This is a genomic window from endosymbiont of Galathealinum brachiosum, from assembly GCA_003349885.1.
GTDB lineage: Bacteria > Pseudomonadota > Gammaproteobacteria > SZUA-229 > SZUA-229 > SZUA-229.
This window is the reverse complement of record QFXC01000013.1, coordinates 96,965-114,555: the sequence shown is the minus strand read 5'-3', so window position 1 is coordinate 114,555 and position 17,591 is coordinate 96,965. Positions and strand designations below refer to the sequence as shown.

The following is a 17,591-nucleotide window of genomic DNA, read 5'->3' as shown; positions in this document are numbered from 1 at the left end:
GATACCTGATATTTCCCTTTCAGTAAATGTAGATATCAACCTATGATATAGTCATATAAAAATTGGTAATGGTCCATATATGACAAAATCTAAAAAATATTCCCTTCGCTTTATACTCACAAGTTTATTTACAATATTAATGCTTTGCGTAGGCGGAGTCATTGCTAGCTTAAATTATACACAAATTACTAAACTTCTACTTTCAGCAGCAGATAATATATATGACAGGGTGGCTACTGAGTTTGTATTAAACTTTCAGAATACCTATAGCCCGGTAAGAAATTCTATAAAACTATTATCACATTCAGATATTTCAAATAGTACGACATTTAAGCAACGATTAGGTTATATCGGCCTTATAACAGAAGCAATGGATACAGAAGATACCATAACGGCAATGCAGTTTGGTTATGAAAATGGTGATTATTTTATAGTTAGAAAAATTAATACTGAAAATTTGAAGAAAAAATTTAGTGCACCTGAAGACGCTGAATTTGTAGTGGATAACACGAATGAGGATGATGCCGGGAGTATATTGTTATCTCGAGTATTCCTGAATAAAAATTTACATGTAATAAAACGTGTTGAAGATACGATGACGACGTATGACCCAAGAACGCGTCCATGGTTTAAGCAGGCGTCGCAGGAACCACATGCTATAGCCCCCTATTATTTCTTTTTTATGCATCAAGTGGGAACGACAGTAACTATGAAAATGTATCAATCAAATACAGTTATCGCTACTGATTTGACATTGGAAAATATGTCAAATCATTTGATTGAATCAAAGATGACGCCTGCTTCAGAAATGTATCTGGTAACAGAAAAAGGCTTAATGATTGCCAGTACTAATACTAATGATAAGTTAATAAAAACAATTAAAGATAATGTAATTCTTAAAAATGTAAGTGAATCATCAAATGAATTGCTTTCTTATCTGGTAGCTAACAATAAATATGAAGAAAAAAAGATTAGCTTCAAGTATCAGGGGAAATATTGGCAAGGCGTAATTAAACGGGTAGGGGCGCTTGGAGGTGATGATCTGTATTTGTTATCGATGACACCTGTTAGGGAGCTGTTAAAGGATGCTGTTGAAATAGGTTTAATGAGTATTTATCTTTTATTTGTGATTATCTTATTTGCTTTACCTGTTGTCTGGTATATATCAAAAAGAATGTCAATATCTATGCATCAGCTGGGAGTAGATGCAAAACAAATAATGAATTTTGATTTTTCAGATTCAAACTCGCCAAAAAGTAAAATTGAAGAGGTTGATGACCTGGCAAAAGCACAAGGATTGATGAAATCGAGTTTAGGTCAATTTATGAGTTTGATTAATTCTCTGGTTATTGAGAAAGATTTTGAATCGTTATTAGATAAAATCACAGTAGAAACCTTATATGCAAGTAAAGCGATGGCAGTTGCGACCTACCTGATTGATGAAGAAGAGATTACATTACGGGTTGATTCATTAAAGACTGGCATGGGTGTTAATTTAGATTCTAAAAAACTTCCTGTGTTTTCTTTAGAATCAAATGAAAAAATATCAGATCTATTTATATCTCAGGAGTGTAAGTATTTTCAACAGAATTCGAATGATGATCAGTGTTGGGTTGAATTCGCTAGTCAGTTAAATGAACCAGTAATAAATGTTATTTTATTGCCACTGCGAAACCGTCAGGCTGAGTTTATGGGCATGATTGCCCTGATTTATCCTCACAGTGATGAAGCAGCTGAGACAAATCAGCAGTCACTCTCCTTTATACAGGCTTTTTCCGGGTTTGCAGCAGTATCATTAGAGAGCAAACAGTTATTAAAAATGCAGGAAGAATTATTAGACGCATTTATAAAATTAATTGCCGGAGCAATTGATGCTAAATCGCCTTATACAGGAGGTCATTGCCAGCGTGTACCAGAAATTGCAAAAATGCTTGCTCAAGCCGCCTGTGATTCAAGTGAGCCGTTTTTTATTGATTATTCATTAGATGATGAGCAATGGCAGGAATTACATATAGCGAGTTGGTTACATGATTGTGGAAAGGTAACTACACCAGAATATGTTGTGGATAAATCCACCAAACTTGAAACTATTTATGATCGTATTCATGAAATTCGAACTCGATTTGAAGTTTTGAAAAGAGATGCTGAAATAGAGTACTGGAAGGCCGTATCTAAAGGAGGTGATATTGATAAACTCAAAATTTCACTACAGCAGACAATTAATGAACTAGATGATGATTTCGAATTTGTTGCCACCTGTAACCAGGGTGGTGAATTTATGGAAGATGAAAAACTGGCTCGTCTCAGTGAAATTTCAGATAAACGATGGGTGAGAACCCTTAATGATCGATTAGGTGTTTCGTGGGAAGAAGCAAAACGAATGGAGTCAACTCCTGAACAGAAATTGCCGGTAGAAGAGTATTTATTGGCCGATAAGGCTGAGCATATTATTGAACGTCCTGATTCTGAAAAAATAGCAGATGATAACCCCTGGGGGTTTAATCTGGATATTCCAGAATATAAGTTTAATCGTGGTGAGTTATATAATATGTCTGTGAAAGCGGGCACGTTAACGAATGAAGAGCGTTATATAATTAATGAGCATATGGTACAAACCATAAAAATGTTAGATCAGTTACCTTTCCCTTCGCATTTAAAACAGGTGCCGGCAATTGCCGGTGGGCATCATGAGTCTATGGATGGTACGGGTTATCCTAAGCGCCTGACAAAAGATGATATGTCACTGACGGCACGTATGATGGCTATCGCTGATATCTTTGAAGCATTAACCGCTTCAGATCGCCCTTATAAAAAAGCAAAATCATTAACCGTTTCTTTAAAAATCATGTCGGGTATGCGAGATAGAAAACATATTGATACTGATCTGTTTGACCTTTTTTTACGTTCGGGCGTTTATCTGGAATATGCAGAAAAATTTCTCTCACAAGATCAGATTGATGCAGTGGATATTACTCAGTACCTATCATCGCCATAAATTATGAAATATAGAAAAATTTGGACAACATTATTACTGTTATGTGTTAGTGATAATGTTTTTGCTGACAGGGTTATTCGCGAGTTGGGGCGTGTCGATGGTGAACCTGAACCCTATGTGTTTCCTTATGGTTTTGCTTCTGATGCAATGGGGTTTGTTGCGGGAGTTGCCGGTGGAATTAGTGGTTTACCTCAGGAGCAAAATAGCCTTGTTGTAACGGCCCTTGTCAGTAATGAAGGTGCTGCCGCAGTGTATGCCTTTTTTAATAATTATCAGTTTAAGAAAAACTCTCATTTTTTTATGGACGCCAGTATGGGGTTAGGTGAGTTTCCACAGCAAAGAGCTTACCTTGATACATCACCTCCCGTTAATAACCCACCAGCAGGAAGTAATGACTCTACAGCGGATAATTATTTTGATGCAGAAGGTTTTTCTAACTGGATTGAAATTGATTTTAAATATGTTTTTGATATTGGCAGTGCAGAATCAAACCCGGTTAATATTTATACACTGAGTGAAGGTTTACTGGTGGGTGGTGCAAGCGGGGGGGAGGTGTTTAATCCATTTAAATCCGGACGTACTTATCTTCAAACTACTTTTTTTCATCATAATCGTGATTATGATGTGGATTCTGAATTTCCATTATCCACAACCGGAATGGGTTTATCTTTTAAATATGATAATACTGATTTTCCGGTTAATCCGAGTAAAGGCAGTATTTTGAATGTTGGATTAAAGCATGATCCGGGCTTTGGTGATAATGAATCCTGGAGTCTGGTTGAGCTGGAATATAGTAAGTTTTTTACATTGCCGACCACTTCGCAAATTGATCAACAGGTAATCGCGTTCAATACATGGACAGCTCATACACTGAGTGACGCACCACCGCCCCATTATTATGGAGTAACTCTGGGGGGCCTGTATCGAATGCGGGCTTACCCTATAGAGCGTTTTCATGATAACAGTGCAATTTATTACTCTGCTGAGTACAGGATAATTCCTAACTCAAATTTGTTACGAAAAATAACCTTTCTTGAATTTGCAAATTTAGAATGGTGGGAAATTGCAGGTTTTTATGAAATAGGCAGAGTAGCGCCGGACTGGGATGTCTCTGAATTACATCAATCAATGAAATCAGATTTTGGGATTAGTTTACGGGTAATGGCGAATCATGATATTGGACGGCTTGATATAGCATGGTCTGATGAAGGGGCCGCTTTCTGGTTTATGTACGGGCATCCGTTTTAAAGATAGTCATTAGTCGTCAGTCAAAAAATATAAACAGCTCTCCCTTGGGAGAGGCTGCTTATGACTTAAAAGTATGTCTTATTGAAGATTAAGCATCACAGTATTTGAGTATTCACTGTTAGTTGTGCGAACTGCGATATATAGTTTATTTCCAGTAGCAAAATCAGTCACTCTGCTCCAGGCGATAGATGTATCATTGTTTTGAACTAACGCGTTTGTAGAGCCAGACATATCAGCATTATTTGAAATGTATAATATGTAATCAGGGTTCTGGCTGGATAATGTGATGTTAACAGGTGTAACAGAATTTACTACTGTGCCCTCTGTAGGGTAGGTAATTACACTTGAAATACCGCTATCTGTAGTTGAAGCCAATATCATCTCTTCAGTATGAACAATGCGGTCTGCCATTTCGCCGATACGGTCTGCCATTAATCCGATATCATCAGACATGAGTAAGATGCGATCTGCCATCGTACCTATATCATTGGACAGGGTTGTTATTAAGTTTTCAATTGTGGCGAGAGACTGATCAACCATATTTTCAAATGGGTCAAAAAACCATGCATTTGCAGTTTTTGTTGATGCCGTGAAAAGAATGCTTGATGATAGTAAAATAACGCCAAATGTGGCTAATCGTGTACGCTTTTGCATAAATACCGTCCTCTGTTAAATTATGTGGCGAGAGATTATCACTGATTAGAATATAATAAAATGCTTATATATGTGGTATTGAACACATATTTTGATATAAGTTATTGAAAATATTAAATAAAAAACCGTTGGTCGGTATGTTAAGCTGCTGGTGGTTGAGTATATAAAACTGGAGATTATTGAGTGAAGTTCACCGTTGACGAATTTCGGGCCTGGGAAAACAAGAAGGTCACCCTGTTAGGTATGTCCGGGGTAGGTAAAACGTATTTATCAAGCATGTTGCGAGACAGTCACTGGTTTCACTTTTCAGGTGACTACCGTATTGGTACCCGTTATCTGGATGAGCCAATTCTGGATATGATCAAACAGCAGGCAATGCAGGTTCCATTCTTAAATGAGCTATTACGCAATGACTGGATCTATATTCGAAATAATATCAAAGTGCATGACCTTGGGCCGGTTCTAAGTTTTGTTGGTAAGCTGGGTAACCCTGAATTAGGTGGTGTAGAACTGGATGACTTTGTAAGACATCAGTCTCTTTATCGTGAAGCGGAAGTGGCAACGATGTTTGACGTACCTGATTTTATTGAGAAAGCACAAAGCATTTATGGCTATCAGCATTTCATTAATGATGTGGGTGGTAGTTTGTGTGAACTGGATGAGCCGGGGGTTATTGATACACTAGCAGAGCACACATTGATGCTCTATATTCAGGTAACCAATAAGGAAGAGGAAGAGAAGCTCATAGCAAGGGCGCAAAGTGCTCCCAAGCCACTATATTACAGAGCTGAGTTTTTACAGGAGCAGCTTGCAATTTATCTTAAAGAAAACAAGTTGCAATATGCTGCGGAAATGGATCCTGATGAATTTACCCGCTGGGTATTTCCACGATTATTTCATTCGCGTATTCCTCGTTATGAAGAAATTGCTAAGCAAGGGTATACAGTAACGTCTGAAGAAGTTTCTAAAGTAAAAAATGAAGATGATTTTCTTAAATTGTTAGAAATGGCAATTAAGCGCACGGAATAAATTATTGATGCTGAGACACAGAGTATCTTCTTTTTAAAAACTCAGTGTCTTTGTCAAAACAATGTATTCTCATTTAAATAAATATTAAGTTAAGTAATCAAAATGCCATTAGTTGCCCATAATCAATTGCCCTCATTCAATCGCCTACGTGGCGAGGGTATAAAAGTGCTCGCACCTGATGCTGCACAACATCAGGATATCCGTGAATTGCATATCGGTTTATTAAATATGATGCCGGATGCTGCTCTTGCTGCAACTGAACGTCAATTTTTTAGACTCATTGGTGAGAGCAACCCTATCGCGCAGTTTTATGTGCACCCTTTTACTTTAAGTGAATTACCTCGTAGTGAGAAAACTCAATTACATATAGATCAATACTATGAAACGTTTGAGCAAATAAAAGAACAGGGTTTAGATGCATTAATTATTACCGGTGCAAATGTCATTGGTTCAGAATTGTCTAATCAGGAATTCTGGAAACCTCTTATTGAAGTTGCTGACTGGGCTCATGAAAATGTAACTTCAACTTTGTGCTCCTGCCTCGCGACGCATGCGGTTCTGGAGTTTCGTTATAATCAAAAGCGTGTGCCTCAGGGAGGTAAGAAGTGGGGTGTTTTTCCTCATAGGGTTACGGATCAATCGCATCCTCTGGTTACTGATATTAATACACGTTTTGATGTTCCTCATTCACGATGGAATGATGTAAGTAGACAGCAGTTTGAGCAGGCTAATTTAAAAGTGCTTGCTGTAGGTGATAATGAGTGTGTGCATTTGGCAGCATCAGAAGATGGGTTCCGGACAATTTTTTTTCAGGGGCATCCTGAATACGATACTATCTCTTTATTAAAAGAATATAAACGTGAAGTCTTATTATTTATTGAAGGTCTACGTAGTGATTATCCTCCGTTTCCTGAGCACTATTTTAATTTGAAGTCTTCAGCTATTTTACGTGAATATAAGTCTCAGGTAGTGAATGCTCTAAAAAATAATCTGGATGTGGCAGAATTTCCAGAAAGTTTAGTTGTACATTATCTGGATAATACCTGGCATGATACAGCTGGTGAAGTGGTGGGGAACTGGGTAGGCCTGGTTTATCAGTTAACTCATTCTGATCGTAAGAAACCGTTTATGGATGAAATCGATATAAAGAATCCATTAAATTTGTAGTAGGTGTGTTATGTCATATTCAGAAATGGATGAATCTAAAAATGTATTCGGTGAGCCTTTAATAGTATGTGGAGATAATCCGTTAACCGGTTATTATCGGGATGGATTTTGTAATACCTGTTTACAGGACGTGGGATCTCATACGGTTTGTATAGAAGTTTCTAAAGAATTTTTAGAATACTCACGATTTAAGGGTAATGACTTAAGTACACCTATGCCCGAGTACGGTTTCCCCGGGTTAAAGCCGGGAGATAGCTGGTGTTTATGTGCGGCAAGATGGTTGGAAGCCCAAAAAGAAAGTAGAGCCCCGAGGCTGCACTTGACCCGTACACATATTAAAGCTTTAGAAATTATTCCTATTGAATTAATGCGTCAATATGCGGTAGATTTGAACTAGCTTATTCTATTTTAAAAATATAACTAAATCTTAATTACTCTAGTTGTTCGTATAACATAGTAATGTCATTCATAATAATTAAAAGTTTGTCAGTAGACATCTTTATCATTAAAGGAATATATTCACCATTTGCTTTATGGTTGCTTCTTTCTAACATGGCAAACTCTTTTCTTACTTTATTTAATTTTTTGTTTATCTGGCTGCTATTCAAACTGGAGTTATTTAGTTCAGATAATGCGCCTTTGAATTCATTTAATGCACGTGAATAATCTCCCGTATATTCAGAGCTGGAAAATCCCCAGCTTTGTAACATGTATAAATTAGACATTCGTTGTGAGAGCATACGTTGTCGACCAGAAATATTTACCAGCTCGCCTAACCGAGAACCATATTTGTCCTGAAGCATGATGACAACTCGATGAGAGGCTCTGAGTACATCTTCAGCGTGCTCCCTGAGTTCTTCAGCTTTACTTCGGTTTACAGGTGCAAGTGCAATCAGGCGCATCGGTTGCCATAATACATCCACTTTTTTAAGTTGTTTATTGATGCTGCCAATGGGTTGGTATTTTTTGAGTTCATTCAATTGTTGATCGAACAGGATAATTGCGTTCTTTAACTGTTTTCTGCTCTTTTTGGTTTGTATCTGCTGACCTACCTGGCTATAAGTTGCCACTATACGTTGGCTAAGCATTCGCTGTCTGCCTGCTTTGTTAATAGCAGACGATAAACTACTAATTTCGGCTGAACTGTTTGTCGGTAGTAACAGACAAAACAATAATATAAACGAAGATAGAAATTTGTATAATTTAGACATGATAACAATCACCTATATTGCTGAATTAAAAATCTATTAATCGATTATGTAATTAATAGAACTTCCCTTTTTTGTATCAGGAATAAACAATTACTGTGATCATTTGTTGTTGAATTAAATTTAACCATTAGAATAAATTAATATTCAAACAATACAAGTAATGCGATTCGTCAAGATTGATGTTATTGATGTGGATCAAGAGGGTGGTGTGATTAGATAGCCCAAAAAATAATACCAGCTGATTATTTCTAATCGCTGGTATTACTTCATGAAAAAAATTGATAGTTAAAAGTTATTTTTCAAGTTTTTCAATGCCTAGTGCTTTTAAAATAAATACTTCAAATACAGAATCTGTTTTACCTTTACGCATTTTACGTAAGAAGTATTTTTCAAAACCAATTTTTGCCTGATGAACCCATTTTCCTTTCTTGAACCAGGTAACATTGCGAGGTGGTATTTGAGGTATTGCTACAAATGCGGCTCCGGTGTCACCCATATCAGCTAAACAAATAGCATTCCATGTGCCACATTTTTCTGGTGCTTCACCTTTTAGTTCATGACCAATGTTTTTAACAATAGCGGTTGCCATGGTTTCAATCATATAACCGGTTTTAGGTGCACCCGTTGGTACGGGTGTTGGTTCAACAGGCGGAATCGCAACGCAAACACCAGCTGAGTAAATATTACTATATTTCGGGTTGCGTTGGTGATCATCGATGAGTACAAAACCACGTGGATTACATAGGCCTTCTACATTAGCAATAGCATCTACACCTTTAAATGCAGGTAACATCATAGAGAAGTTGAAATCAATTTCATGCTCTTTTAATACATTTCCTGCTGTATCAAGTTCTTCAGCAAATAACTTTCCTTCTTCAACTTTGGTCGTTTTAGCATTTGTAATGAATTTAATGTCATGCGCACGTAAATCAGATTCAAGCATGCTTTTGGAGTCGCCTACGCCACCAAGACCAAGGTGACCAATGTAGGGTTCAGACGTAACATATGTCATAGGGAATTTGTTACGAACTTTACGTTTACGTAATTCAGCATCAACAATGAATGCAAATTCATAAGCGGGTCCAAAACAACTTGCAAACGGCATAGCACCGATAACAATCGGGCCCGGGTTATCCAGTAAGTCCTGAAATTGTTTATATGCAGTCAAAGCGTGTTCAGATGTACAGATGGATGAGGTGTGACCGCCATCAGGGCCTGAGCCGGGAACTTCTTCAAATGCCAGTCTTGGCCCGGTTGCGATAACCAGATAGTCGTACTGAAGTGGTGCAGTAGTGGTGAACTTGAGCATGTTATTTTCCGCATCAAGCTCAGTTACTGTATCAACGATTAATTCGATGCCTTTTTTATCAAGTATCGGTTTTAATGGCACGGCAATATCTTTAGCTGTACGCCAGCCAACGGCAACCCATGGGTTAGACGGGGTGAACTGAAAGTGGTCGCGATTATTGATAACGGTGATGGTGTGTTCGTTGCCTAACTCTTCACGCATCTCATATGCACAGGGAAGTCCGCCTACGCCTGCGCCGATTATTGCAATATGTGCCATTAGATATGTCCTTGGTGTGTCATGAGGGAATAATGACTAAGGAACATTACAAGTATCAGGCCAAGTTTATTTTGACTGACTAATCAATAAGTTAGATTTATTATGATTAATTGTTGAAGTGACATTTTACACTGTCATGTCATATTTGTCATGACATGACAGTGTGTTTACGGCTTTTTCTAATTTAATGTACTGATGTATCAGCGTTTGCGATGCCATTTTGAATTTCATCTGCAGTTGCATCGCGTACTTCCAGCACTTTAACTGTAAATGTAGCCACTTTACCTGCAAGAGGGTGGTTACCATCAACCGTTAATTTGTCACCCTCAATTTTTGAAACAATAAACGTTTTAGTTTCTCCCGCACCATTAGCCATTTCAACCTGTGCACCAACTTTTCTAAATTGGGGAGGGACATTTTCCAGATCGTCGGTAAATGTCAAATCAGGATCATATTCACCAAAACCTTCGGCGGGTGGAATCTCAACTTCAATGCTATCACCCATTGTGCGGCCTTCCATTGCTCGCTCAAGTTGGTCTATAAGGCCCATATTGCCAGCGCCATGAACATAATTAACAGGTAAATCTACCTGTTCGACGACATTTCCTTCGTCATCTTTAATGGTATAGGTGAACTGGACTGCTTTATTTCTACATATTTTCTGTGCTGGCATAATCTAACTACTGTGTTTAACGGAATTGGGTTTTATTATACCTTTATTAATTGATACACCATAATTAGCACCATTAATATGGTGATAGTCAGAGTATATAATCAATCTCTTATCAGGTGGTTCTGCCTACAGTTGCAATATTAGTGTATAATTATTGACCAGTTAATTCATTACCAAAACGAGTCCCCTATGGAAGCATCATCCTGTAGTAAAGCCGAACCTTTTGCATTGCAAGTTTTAGGTGATTCTATGCAACCTGAATTTATGGATGGGGTTGTTATTGTTGTAGACCCGGAAGGTGTTATCCGTGATGGCTGTTATGTAGTTGCACTGGATTTGAAAGAAGAGTATACATTTCGACAGTATAGAGAGCATGATGAAAAACATTTTCTCGTGCCTTTAAATGATCTATATGAAACTGAAGAATTTAAAGGGCCAACACATATTAAAGGTGTCGTTGTTCAGCAGGCAGGTAAACGCCGTAAAGATCGAAAATTTTACTAGTATTGTCAGTGTGGTATTTAATTTCTGTATCGCCAGAAGTGTAAATCACATATTTTTGCCAGATTCAGGTATCCTTCCCCGGGGATAGATCACACATATTGGCGTTCTATCCCCGGTTAAAATAAATACCTGTGGCTTCCTTTAAATACCGGTAGTTATTATTTAAATCCTTTTTTACCAGACTTCTTTATCTAACTTTGGAAGCTGGAGTCTGCGTTGTTTCTACCATCTGCTACCACCATTGGGTGGCGCAAACACATGTGGTGTATGACAGCTCTTACAGTCATTTTTACTCGCTCTTCCTCCGGTATGCTGGTTGCTGTGACACGTTTTGCAACGATCGGTGCCAACTATATAACCAGTCGCTCCGATACCTGGGTAATGACCTGTAAGATTAGGCTTTTCAAGCCCCACTGTATCGGCCGTATGTGTTCCATGACAGGCATTACACTTGACCATGGTATGAGTCATATTGGCTGCTGCATATTCATCCACTAACTGCTGATCATTTTCATGACAGCCACCAGTTAAACAGGAATAGCTGAATTCTACTGCGAAACTGGTATCGTAGACCTGTGTATCATGGGTTCCACCAATATAATCTCCAACAAGATCATAACCACCGCCAGCCGTATTTACTGTCACATCTACGCTGTTGCTTGCACTACCACCATCACCATCACAGCTGATGTTATAAGTTGTGGTTGCAACCGGGCTAACAGATTCTGAACCACTAGTTGCGGTACTGCTTGTCCAGCTTGCTGAACAACTACTGGCATCGGTTGAGCTCCAGTTTAATGTTGCTGACTGCCCCTCATCAATGGTTGAAGGTGAGGCCGATAGACTGGCTGTTGGTGGCGGTACATTCACTGTCACTGTTACACTCTCGCCTGTACTTCTACGACCATCTGTACAGTTAATACTATAAGTTGTAGTTGTACTCGGGCTAACAGACTGCGAGCCGCTTGTTGCAGTACTGCTTGTCCAGCTTGCGGAACAACTGGTTGCACTGGTTGCACTCCAGCTCAGTGTTGTTGACTGACCTGTATCAATGGTTGAAGGTGCCGCCGACAAACTGACTCTTACTTTTGCTGCAAGAGCAGTTGAAGAACCCAGGGCTAGAATCACCAGACAAGCCAGTAACGATTTAATGGATTTATTTAAATATTTCATGTTCATTCTCCTCCATTAAGCCTTAGCTAGTTTAACGGCACAGTGTTTATAGATAGGTTGTTTGCAATCCGGATCGACCCAGTTCATGGTGAGTCGGTTGGTTGCAGTTAAGCGTCCTCCATTTTGTGCAACATCCTGCGGATCGAGATCTGCAAAGTGCATAGGAACAAATACCTGTCCCTGTCGTACAGTGCTAACAACCAGTGCTTTGATTACAATTTCACCTCGACGTGTTGTCAGGCGAACCAGATCGCCCTGAGAAATATTCATTGCTGCAGCATCAGCTGGATGCATTTCAACATAGTTTTCCGGCACCATTTCATGTAATTGAGGCACACGTTTAGTTTTGGTTCGACTATGGAAATGTTCGATGACACGCCCCGTGATAAGCCAGAATGGATAATTAACATCTGGCACTTCTGGTGCTTCGATATAATCTTTTGCCCATAGATAAGCTCGGCTTAGATTATCCGGATCAACCCACAGGGCATCTGAAGTGCCGCCCTGCGTATCATCCCAGTTGGTATTAAAGCGTCCATCGGAATACAGACGAGTACCACCATAAATATCTGATGGGGTGGATGGCCACTGAATACCCTCATTGGCTTCAATGCGATCATAAGTCATACCACTCATATCACAGATGGTGCCTGTGGATACCTGTTTCCATTCTTCAAAGGCTTCTTCATATGAATTAAAGCCAATCACTGAGTTACCGTCTTTATCGGCAAAACGTGAATCCATGGAAGCGATTTTATCTGCCATCATTTTGGTAATCTCAAGATCCGCATAAGCTCCATAACCATCTGCACGTAAATCATAACCGGCGGGTTGTACTGCCTGACGGCCCAGGTTTACTTTGCGTTCAGAGCAGGTATACGTACCGGTTTTTTCACCCCACATAGCAGCGGGCAGGAACATATCAGCAAAGTGTGTACATTCCATCGGTTCATAAATATCCTGCACTACAATGTAGGGGCGGTTTGGATTATCGAAATCCATGTAGGAGTACAGTTTATTCAAATCCGGCAATGTAACCGCCGGGTTGGTGCACTGAATCCAGAAAAGACTCAGCTCACCATTCTTCATCATTTCCACATGGCTGTTGATATCCTGATACTCTTTATTAGATGTTATTGGCGTTGGTTTACGTGGTGGAATTTTACCCCTGTCTACATTCCAGAAATCTTCCAGCCAACCTGTATGGGCAGGATTGTAAGGGTTTCTGTAACCCGCCAACGCAGATGAAGCTCCGGCTTCACGATTACTCATGGCGGTGGCCTGACCCGTGATGCTAAATGGTGCAGAACCCGGGCGACCAATTTTGCCTGTGATTAGATGCATGGCACAAATCATACGTACCGTATCGGTGGCACCCATAGATTGATATACACCCTGGATAAATAACGACAGGGCTTCAGGTGATTCACCTATCCATTTTGCCGCCAGTGCAATATCAGCAGCAGGGCAACCGGTAATGTTTGATACATACTCAGGCGTGTATTTAGCCACTGTTGCAGCCATAGCATCATAGTTACGAGTATGTGCATTAATGTAAGCACTGTCAGTCCAGTTGTTTGCAATAATTTGCTGTATCAGACCATTCATTAACGCCAGGTTAGTACCGGGTTTAAGCGCCAGATGCAAATCAGCACTGCGGGCAGTGAGTGTTCGGCGTGGGTCAACCACGATCAATTTTGGTGCCCGACTACCTGAGCGTGCAAGTGCAATGCGACGCCAGAGTTGTGGATGCATCTCTGCGGGATTCATACCAATAACAAAGAAACAATCGGTATTTTCCACATCATCATAACAACCTGGAGGACCATCGGAACCAAAAGTAGTTAAGTAACCAACTACTGCTGCAGCCATACATAAACGTGTATTGGAATCCATGGTGCCAGTACCAATTGCGCCTTTACCCAGCTTGCCAAAAGCATAATATTCTTCCAGTGTCCATTGACCGGTATTGTAAGTTGCTATGGAATCTTTACCTTTAGCATCAACACCATCAATTATTTTCTGACTAAGTATGGTGGTTGCTTCATCCCAGGTAATTTTTTTCCAGTCACCATTGGTATCCCTGATTAGTGGCCATTTACCACGATCCGGTGCTTCCAGAATTTTGTGTTCATACAGGCCCTTAACGCAAACGCGACCTTTATTGGTCGGGTGATTAGAGTTGCCGCGTACTGCAACCGCTTCACCCGTTGAATTAACGCCAATGTTAAGCCCACAACCAAAAGAACAATAACCACATACGGAATAAACCCATTCTGTTACGTTATCAAATGTATCATTGGCTTGAGCTTTACCGCTGGCTAATAAGTTGACTATGCCACCACCAATCACTGCCTGTGATGAAACGATTGCGCTCCATTTTAAAAAGCTACGCCGACCATGATTTGCGATATTGGGATCATTTTTTAGATCCTCAATATCCTGTTTGCTGAATACCTTGACGGTAATTTCATTTTTATTTGATGCCATAACACTTCACCCGCTATTCATTTAAGAAATATAAAGATGCATTGTTATGTCGTTGGGATTAAACCTGTATGAAAGCAAGCAGCCAGTATCTTTTAATCAATGCAAATTAATAATTACTTAGAGGGAAAGTGTCAGCAATGAAAAATGTCACTTGTGTTAAAAAAAATATATTCTATTAGAGTGTATATGGCACAGATGAATTTAAAAAATAATGTTAGGGGTGGAGTATGTTTAGTAAATTAGTTATTTCCAGAGCTTATTTTTTCAAGTGCTTGCTGATTGAGAATAACAAACCCGTCTTTATTTATTTTAATATAATGATTGGATTCAAGTTGTTTGATGCTTCTAATAAGTGTTCTTTGTGTAACACCAAGCATATCTGCCAGTTCAATTCTGGATAATAAGTCATGCAGATAATGATTTTTCAAATGTCGTTCATGATGTGTGTCAATTAAATAAACAAGATATGATGCAAGTCGTTCAAGTGCATTTTTTTGGCCAAGATTTGCGATATGTTTAATGTAAGAGTTTAAATTTCGTGACATGGCCTGCATCAGGGTGGATGCTATCTCCTGGTAACGTTCAGTGCTTCTATGTAGGTCATCACACCTCAAGTGGCATACGCTAACATCATTTAGTGCCTCGGCTGTGCTTCCATGAGATTCAAGATATAAATCTTCACATGCAATCAAATCCCCCGGAATCTGTACCAGTTTATGGATTTGCTGGTTTCCATTTTGGAGAGTTTTGAATACTTTAACTTCACCTGATAACAAAATATAAAGATGTTTGCTTTTATCTCCTTCCTTGTATAGAAAATCTTTTTTGTTAAAAAGTTTCAGATTAAGACTTGGTTGCAAATCACGTTTCGCTTCTATGCTTAGTTCATCAAAGTAATATGATGTATCCATAATACAGGAAGCACATCTAATTGATGCTGGTTTGCTCAGGCATGGCCCGGCATCTCCTGTTGATAATGTTGGTTGCTTTAGATTTATTGTTGTATATTTCATATTATTTAAATATTTATAATGTAGTTTAATTAAGGGTTACTAACATCCAGCTATTTTTTTATAGAAATACAAATTGTTTTTACCAGTACTTTTTATCTTATACATAGCCTGATCAGCATGTTTTATTAGCGTGTCCATGTCGCGCCCGTCATCTGGATAAATGCTGATACCAATGCTAACGCCAATGTTGCAAAAATTATTATTTATATTGAAAGGTGTGCTGATGGCATCAATTATTTTATGTGCTATTAATTCAACCGGGCTAGTGTTAGATATGTCGTCTAATATAGCTATAAATTCATCACCACCAACACGTGCAACAACGTCTGACAGGCGAAGTGAACTAGTGATTTTCTTACCAATTTCTTTTAGAAGTAGATCGCCGGTTTCATGGCCATGGGTATCATTAATGTTTTTGAATCCATCAATATCAAGAAAAAATACAGCCGTTTTTTTGTTCTGTCTTCTTGCGTTGATCAAGGTTTTTTGCAGATGTTCATTAAGGAAAATTCTATTTGGAAGGTTAGTGACAGTATCGTGATTTGCCTGATATTTTAATTGTGTATTTGCTAGTTGCAGTTCGGTTGTTCTATCTGCAACTCTTGTCTCAAGGTCTTCATTTAGTTTTCGCAGTGATTCTTCAGCATGAATTTGTTCGGTGATATCGCTTAATATAGCGATATATAATACCTTGTTATTAACAATGACTTTACTGATGCCAATATTCAGATATATTTGAGTACCATCTTTATGGAAGCTGGTGATCTGGCGTGAAGTGTTAACTATGTTATCTGTCTGAGATGTTTCCAGCTCAATGTCGGTATGCATAATATCATCGGCTGATACAAGTCTGGTAATCTGTTCGCCAATAATATTTTCTGCTTTATACCCAAATACATGGCTGACAGCTTTGTTGCATGATTTTATGATTCCCAGGTCATTGTATGTGACTACGGTATCAACAATATTTTCTCGTATTACCTTCTCACGTAACTCGCTATTGTATAAAGCTTTGAAGATGAGATTAGTGCGTTTCAGTATAAATCCAGATGCTAATATAGCAATCAGAATACTCAGTATTGTTAGTAATGTAATTATTTCAAATGATTTTTTAAACTCTTTATTCGTTAAGAGCAGTGAATTATTGTTATATAGTTGCTGTAAATGAATGAATTCATCTACTTTTTTAATTGCATTATCCTGTGCAGGAATAACCTTGTTAATTAAAATATTAATAGCATTTTCTGTTTGACCTACATTTAATAGCTCAATAACCTTATATTGAATTGGCCCAGCAATAGAGGAGAATTTACGTTGTAGGTCTATAAGTTTCTGGCTTTCCCTGTTTAGACCCAATTGGATGATTTTCTCTCTGGCCTCTAAAAATACACTGCCGCGTTCACGAAATTTTATAAAGAGTGCATCTCGCTCAAATGGATCTACGGTACGTACCATCTGGTGTAATAGATTAATTCGTTCGTATGATGAGTTACGCATTTTATTTGCGTATTGTGTTCGGATATTATTATTTTGGACCGTCTGGGTTAGTTTATTGGAAAATGATGATGCACTGCTTAAGCCTAGTAAAGCAATGACTAGTAGTATGAAAAGAACCAGAGAAAAACCAATGACCAGCAGTAGTTTGATTGCTCCAGGTCTAGTGTGTAGGCTTGTATTAACCATATATAATTCTTACACCATGATTCAGTTAATGACTATATTTTATAGTTTAGGTGTATAAGAATTGATGTAAACCACCCTTAAAGGTAGTTCAATTTTCAGTGCGGCAATTAAAATAGATATGAATTATAACTGTTTGAAAATAATAATAAAATTTGATGTTAAATTGTCTGGTTTAAAAAAAATG

At 38.5% G+C, this 17,591-nt stretch carries 14 protein-coding genes; 6 read left to right on the top strand and 8 right to left on the bottom strand.

From position 1 onward, the window contains the following. Window positions 1-79 precede the first annotated feature (79 nt). Window positions 80-2,995 (top strand): hypothetical protein, encoded by a 2,916-nt coding sequence (locus DIZ80_13380; GenBank protein ID RDH81105.1) that lies wholly within the window; start codon window positions 80-82, stop codon window positions 2,993-2,995. A 3-nt stretch (window positions 2,996-2,998) separates the two neighbouring features. After that, window positions 2,999-4,243, top strand: a complete 1,245-nt coding sequence (locus DIZ80_13375; GenBank protein RDH81104.1) for a hypothetical protein — start codon at window positions 2,999-3,001, stop codon at window positions 4,241-4,243. A gap of 78 nt (window positions 4,244-4,321) precedes the next feature. Here the strand turns inward: DIZ80_13375 and DIZ80_13370 are convergent, their stop codons facing one another. Next, window positions 4,322-4,897, bottom strand: coding sequence for a hypothetical protein (locus tag DIZ80_13370; protein ID RDH81103.1), 576 nt, complete (start codon window positions 4,895-4,897; stop codon window positions 4,322-4,324). 183 nt (window positions 4,898-5,080) lie between these two features. On the opposite strand from DIZ80_13370, the gene DIZ80_13365 reads away from it, so the two are divergent. The 3 genes from DIZ80_13365 to DIZ80_13355 all read left to right on the top strand — a co-directional run bounded on the left by DIZ80_13365 (window position 5,081) and on the right by DIZ80_13355 (window position 7,490). Then, entirely contained in the window at window positions 5,081-5,926 is an 846-nt protein-coding gene (locus DIZ80_13365; GenBank protein RDH81102.1) for an ATPase, read from the top strand. 102 nt (window positions 5,927-6,028) lie between these two features. Further along, a complete protein-coding gene (locus tag DIZ80_13360; GenBank protein ID RDH81101.1) occupies window positions 6,029-7,093 on the top strand; it encodes a homoserine O-succinyltransferase in 1,065 nt (354 codons plus the stop codon). 10 nt (window positions 7,094-7,103) lie between these two features. Beyond that, window positions 7,104-7,490, top strand: coding sequence for a DUF2237 domain-containing protein (locus DIZ80_13355; protein ID RDH81100.1), 387 nt, complete (start codon window positions 7,104-7,106; stop codon window positions 7,488-7,490). A gap of 34 nt (window positions 7,491-7,524) precedes the next feature. Here the strand turns inward: DIZ80_13355 and DIZ80_13350 are convergent, their stop codons facing one another. The 3 genes from DIZ80_13350 to DIZ80_13340 all read right to left on the bottom strand — a co-directional run bounded on the left by DIZ80_13350 (window position 7,525) and on the right by DIZ80_13340 (window position 10,544). Continuing rightward, window positions 7,525-8,304, bottom strand: coding sequence for a hypothetical protein (locus tag DIZ80_13350; GenBank protein RDH81099.1), 780 nt, complete (start codon window positions 8,302-8,304; stop codon window positions 7,525-7,527). 292 nt (window positions 8,305-8,596) lie between these two features. Further along, on the bottom strand, window positions 8,597-9,871 hold the full coding sequence (locus tag DIZ80_13345; GenBank protein ID RDH81098.1) for a pyridine nucleotide-disulfide oxidoreductase: 1,275 nt from the start codon (window positions 9,869-9,871) through the stop codon (window positions 8,597-8,599). 184 nt (window positions 9,872-10,055) lie between these two features. Continuing rightward, on the bottom strand, window positions 10,056-10,544 hold the full coding sequence (locus tag DIZ80_13340) for a peptidylprolyl isomerase (protein ID RDH81097.1): 489 nt from the start codon (window positions 10,542-10,544) through the stop codon (window positions 10,056-10,058). A 189-nt stretch (window positions 10,545-10,733) separates the two neighbouring features. Here DIZ80_13340 and DIZ80_13335 point away from each other — a divergent pair, with 189 nt between their 5' ends. Continuing rightward, window positions 10,734-11,048 (top strand): peptidase, encoded by a 315-nt coding sequence (locus DIZ80_13335; GenBank protein RDH81096.1) that lies wholly within the window; start codon window positions 10,734-10,736, stop codon window positions 11,046-11,048. A 222-nt stretch (window positions 11,049-11,270) separates the two neighbouring features. On the opposite strand, the gene DIZ80_13330 is transcribed toward DIZ80_13335, so the two are convergent. The 4 genes from DIZ80_13330 to DIZ80_13315 all read right to left on the bottom strand — a co-directional run bounded on the left by DIZ80_13330 (window position 11,271) and on the right by DIZ80_13315 (window position 17,407). Then, complete coding sequence (locus tag DIZ80_13330) at window positions 11,271-12,221, bottom strand: hypothetical protein (protein RDH81095.1); 951 nt, start codon at window positions 12,219-12,221, stop codon at window positions 11,271-11,273. A gap of 15 nt (window positions 12,222-12,236) precedes the next feature. After that, complete coding sequence (locus DIZ80_13325; protein ID RDH81094.1) at window positions 12,237-14,711, bottom strand: molybdopterin oxidoreductase; 2,475 nt, start codon at window positions 14,709-14,711, stop codon at window positions 12,237-12,239. A 239-nt stretch (window positions 14,712-14,950) separates the two neighbouring features. Further along, entirely contained in the window at window positions 14,951-15,724 is a 774-nt protein-coding gene (locus DIZ80_13320; protein RDH81093.1) for a hypothetical protein, read from the bottom strand. Between the two features lie 39 nt (window positions 15,725-15,763). After that, window positions 15,764-17,407: a hypothetical protein gene (locus tag DIZ80_13315; GenBank protein RDH81092.1), complete on the bottom strand. Its 1,644-nt coding sequence runs from the start codon at window positions 17,405-17,407 to the stop codon at window positions 15,764-15,766. Window positions 17,408-17,591: the final 184 nt, after the last annotated feature.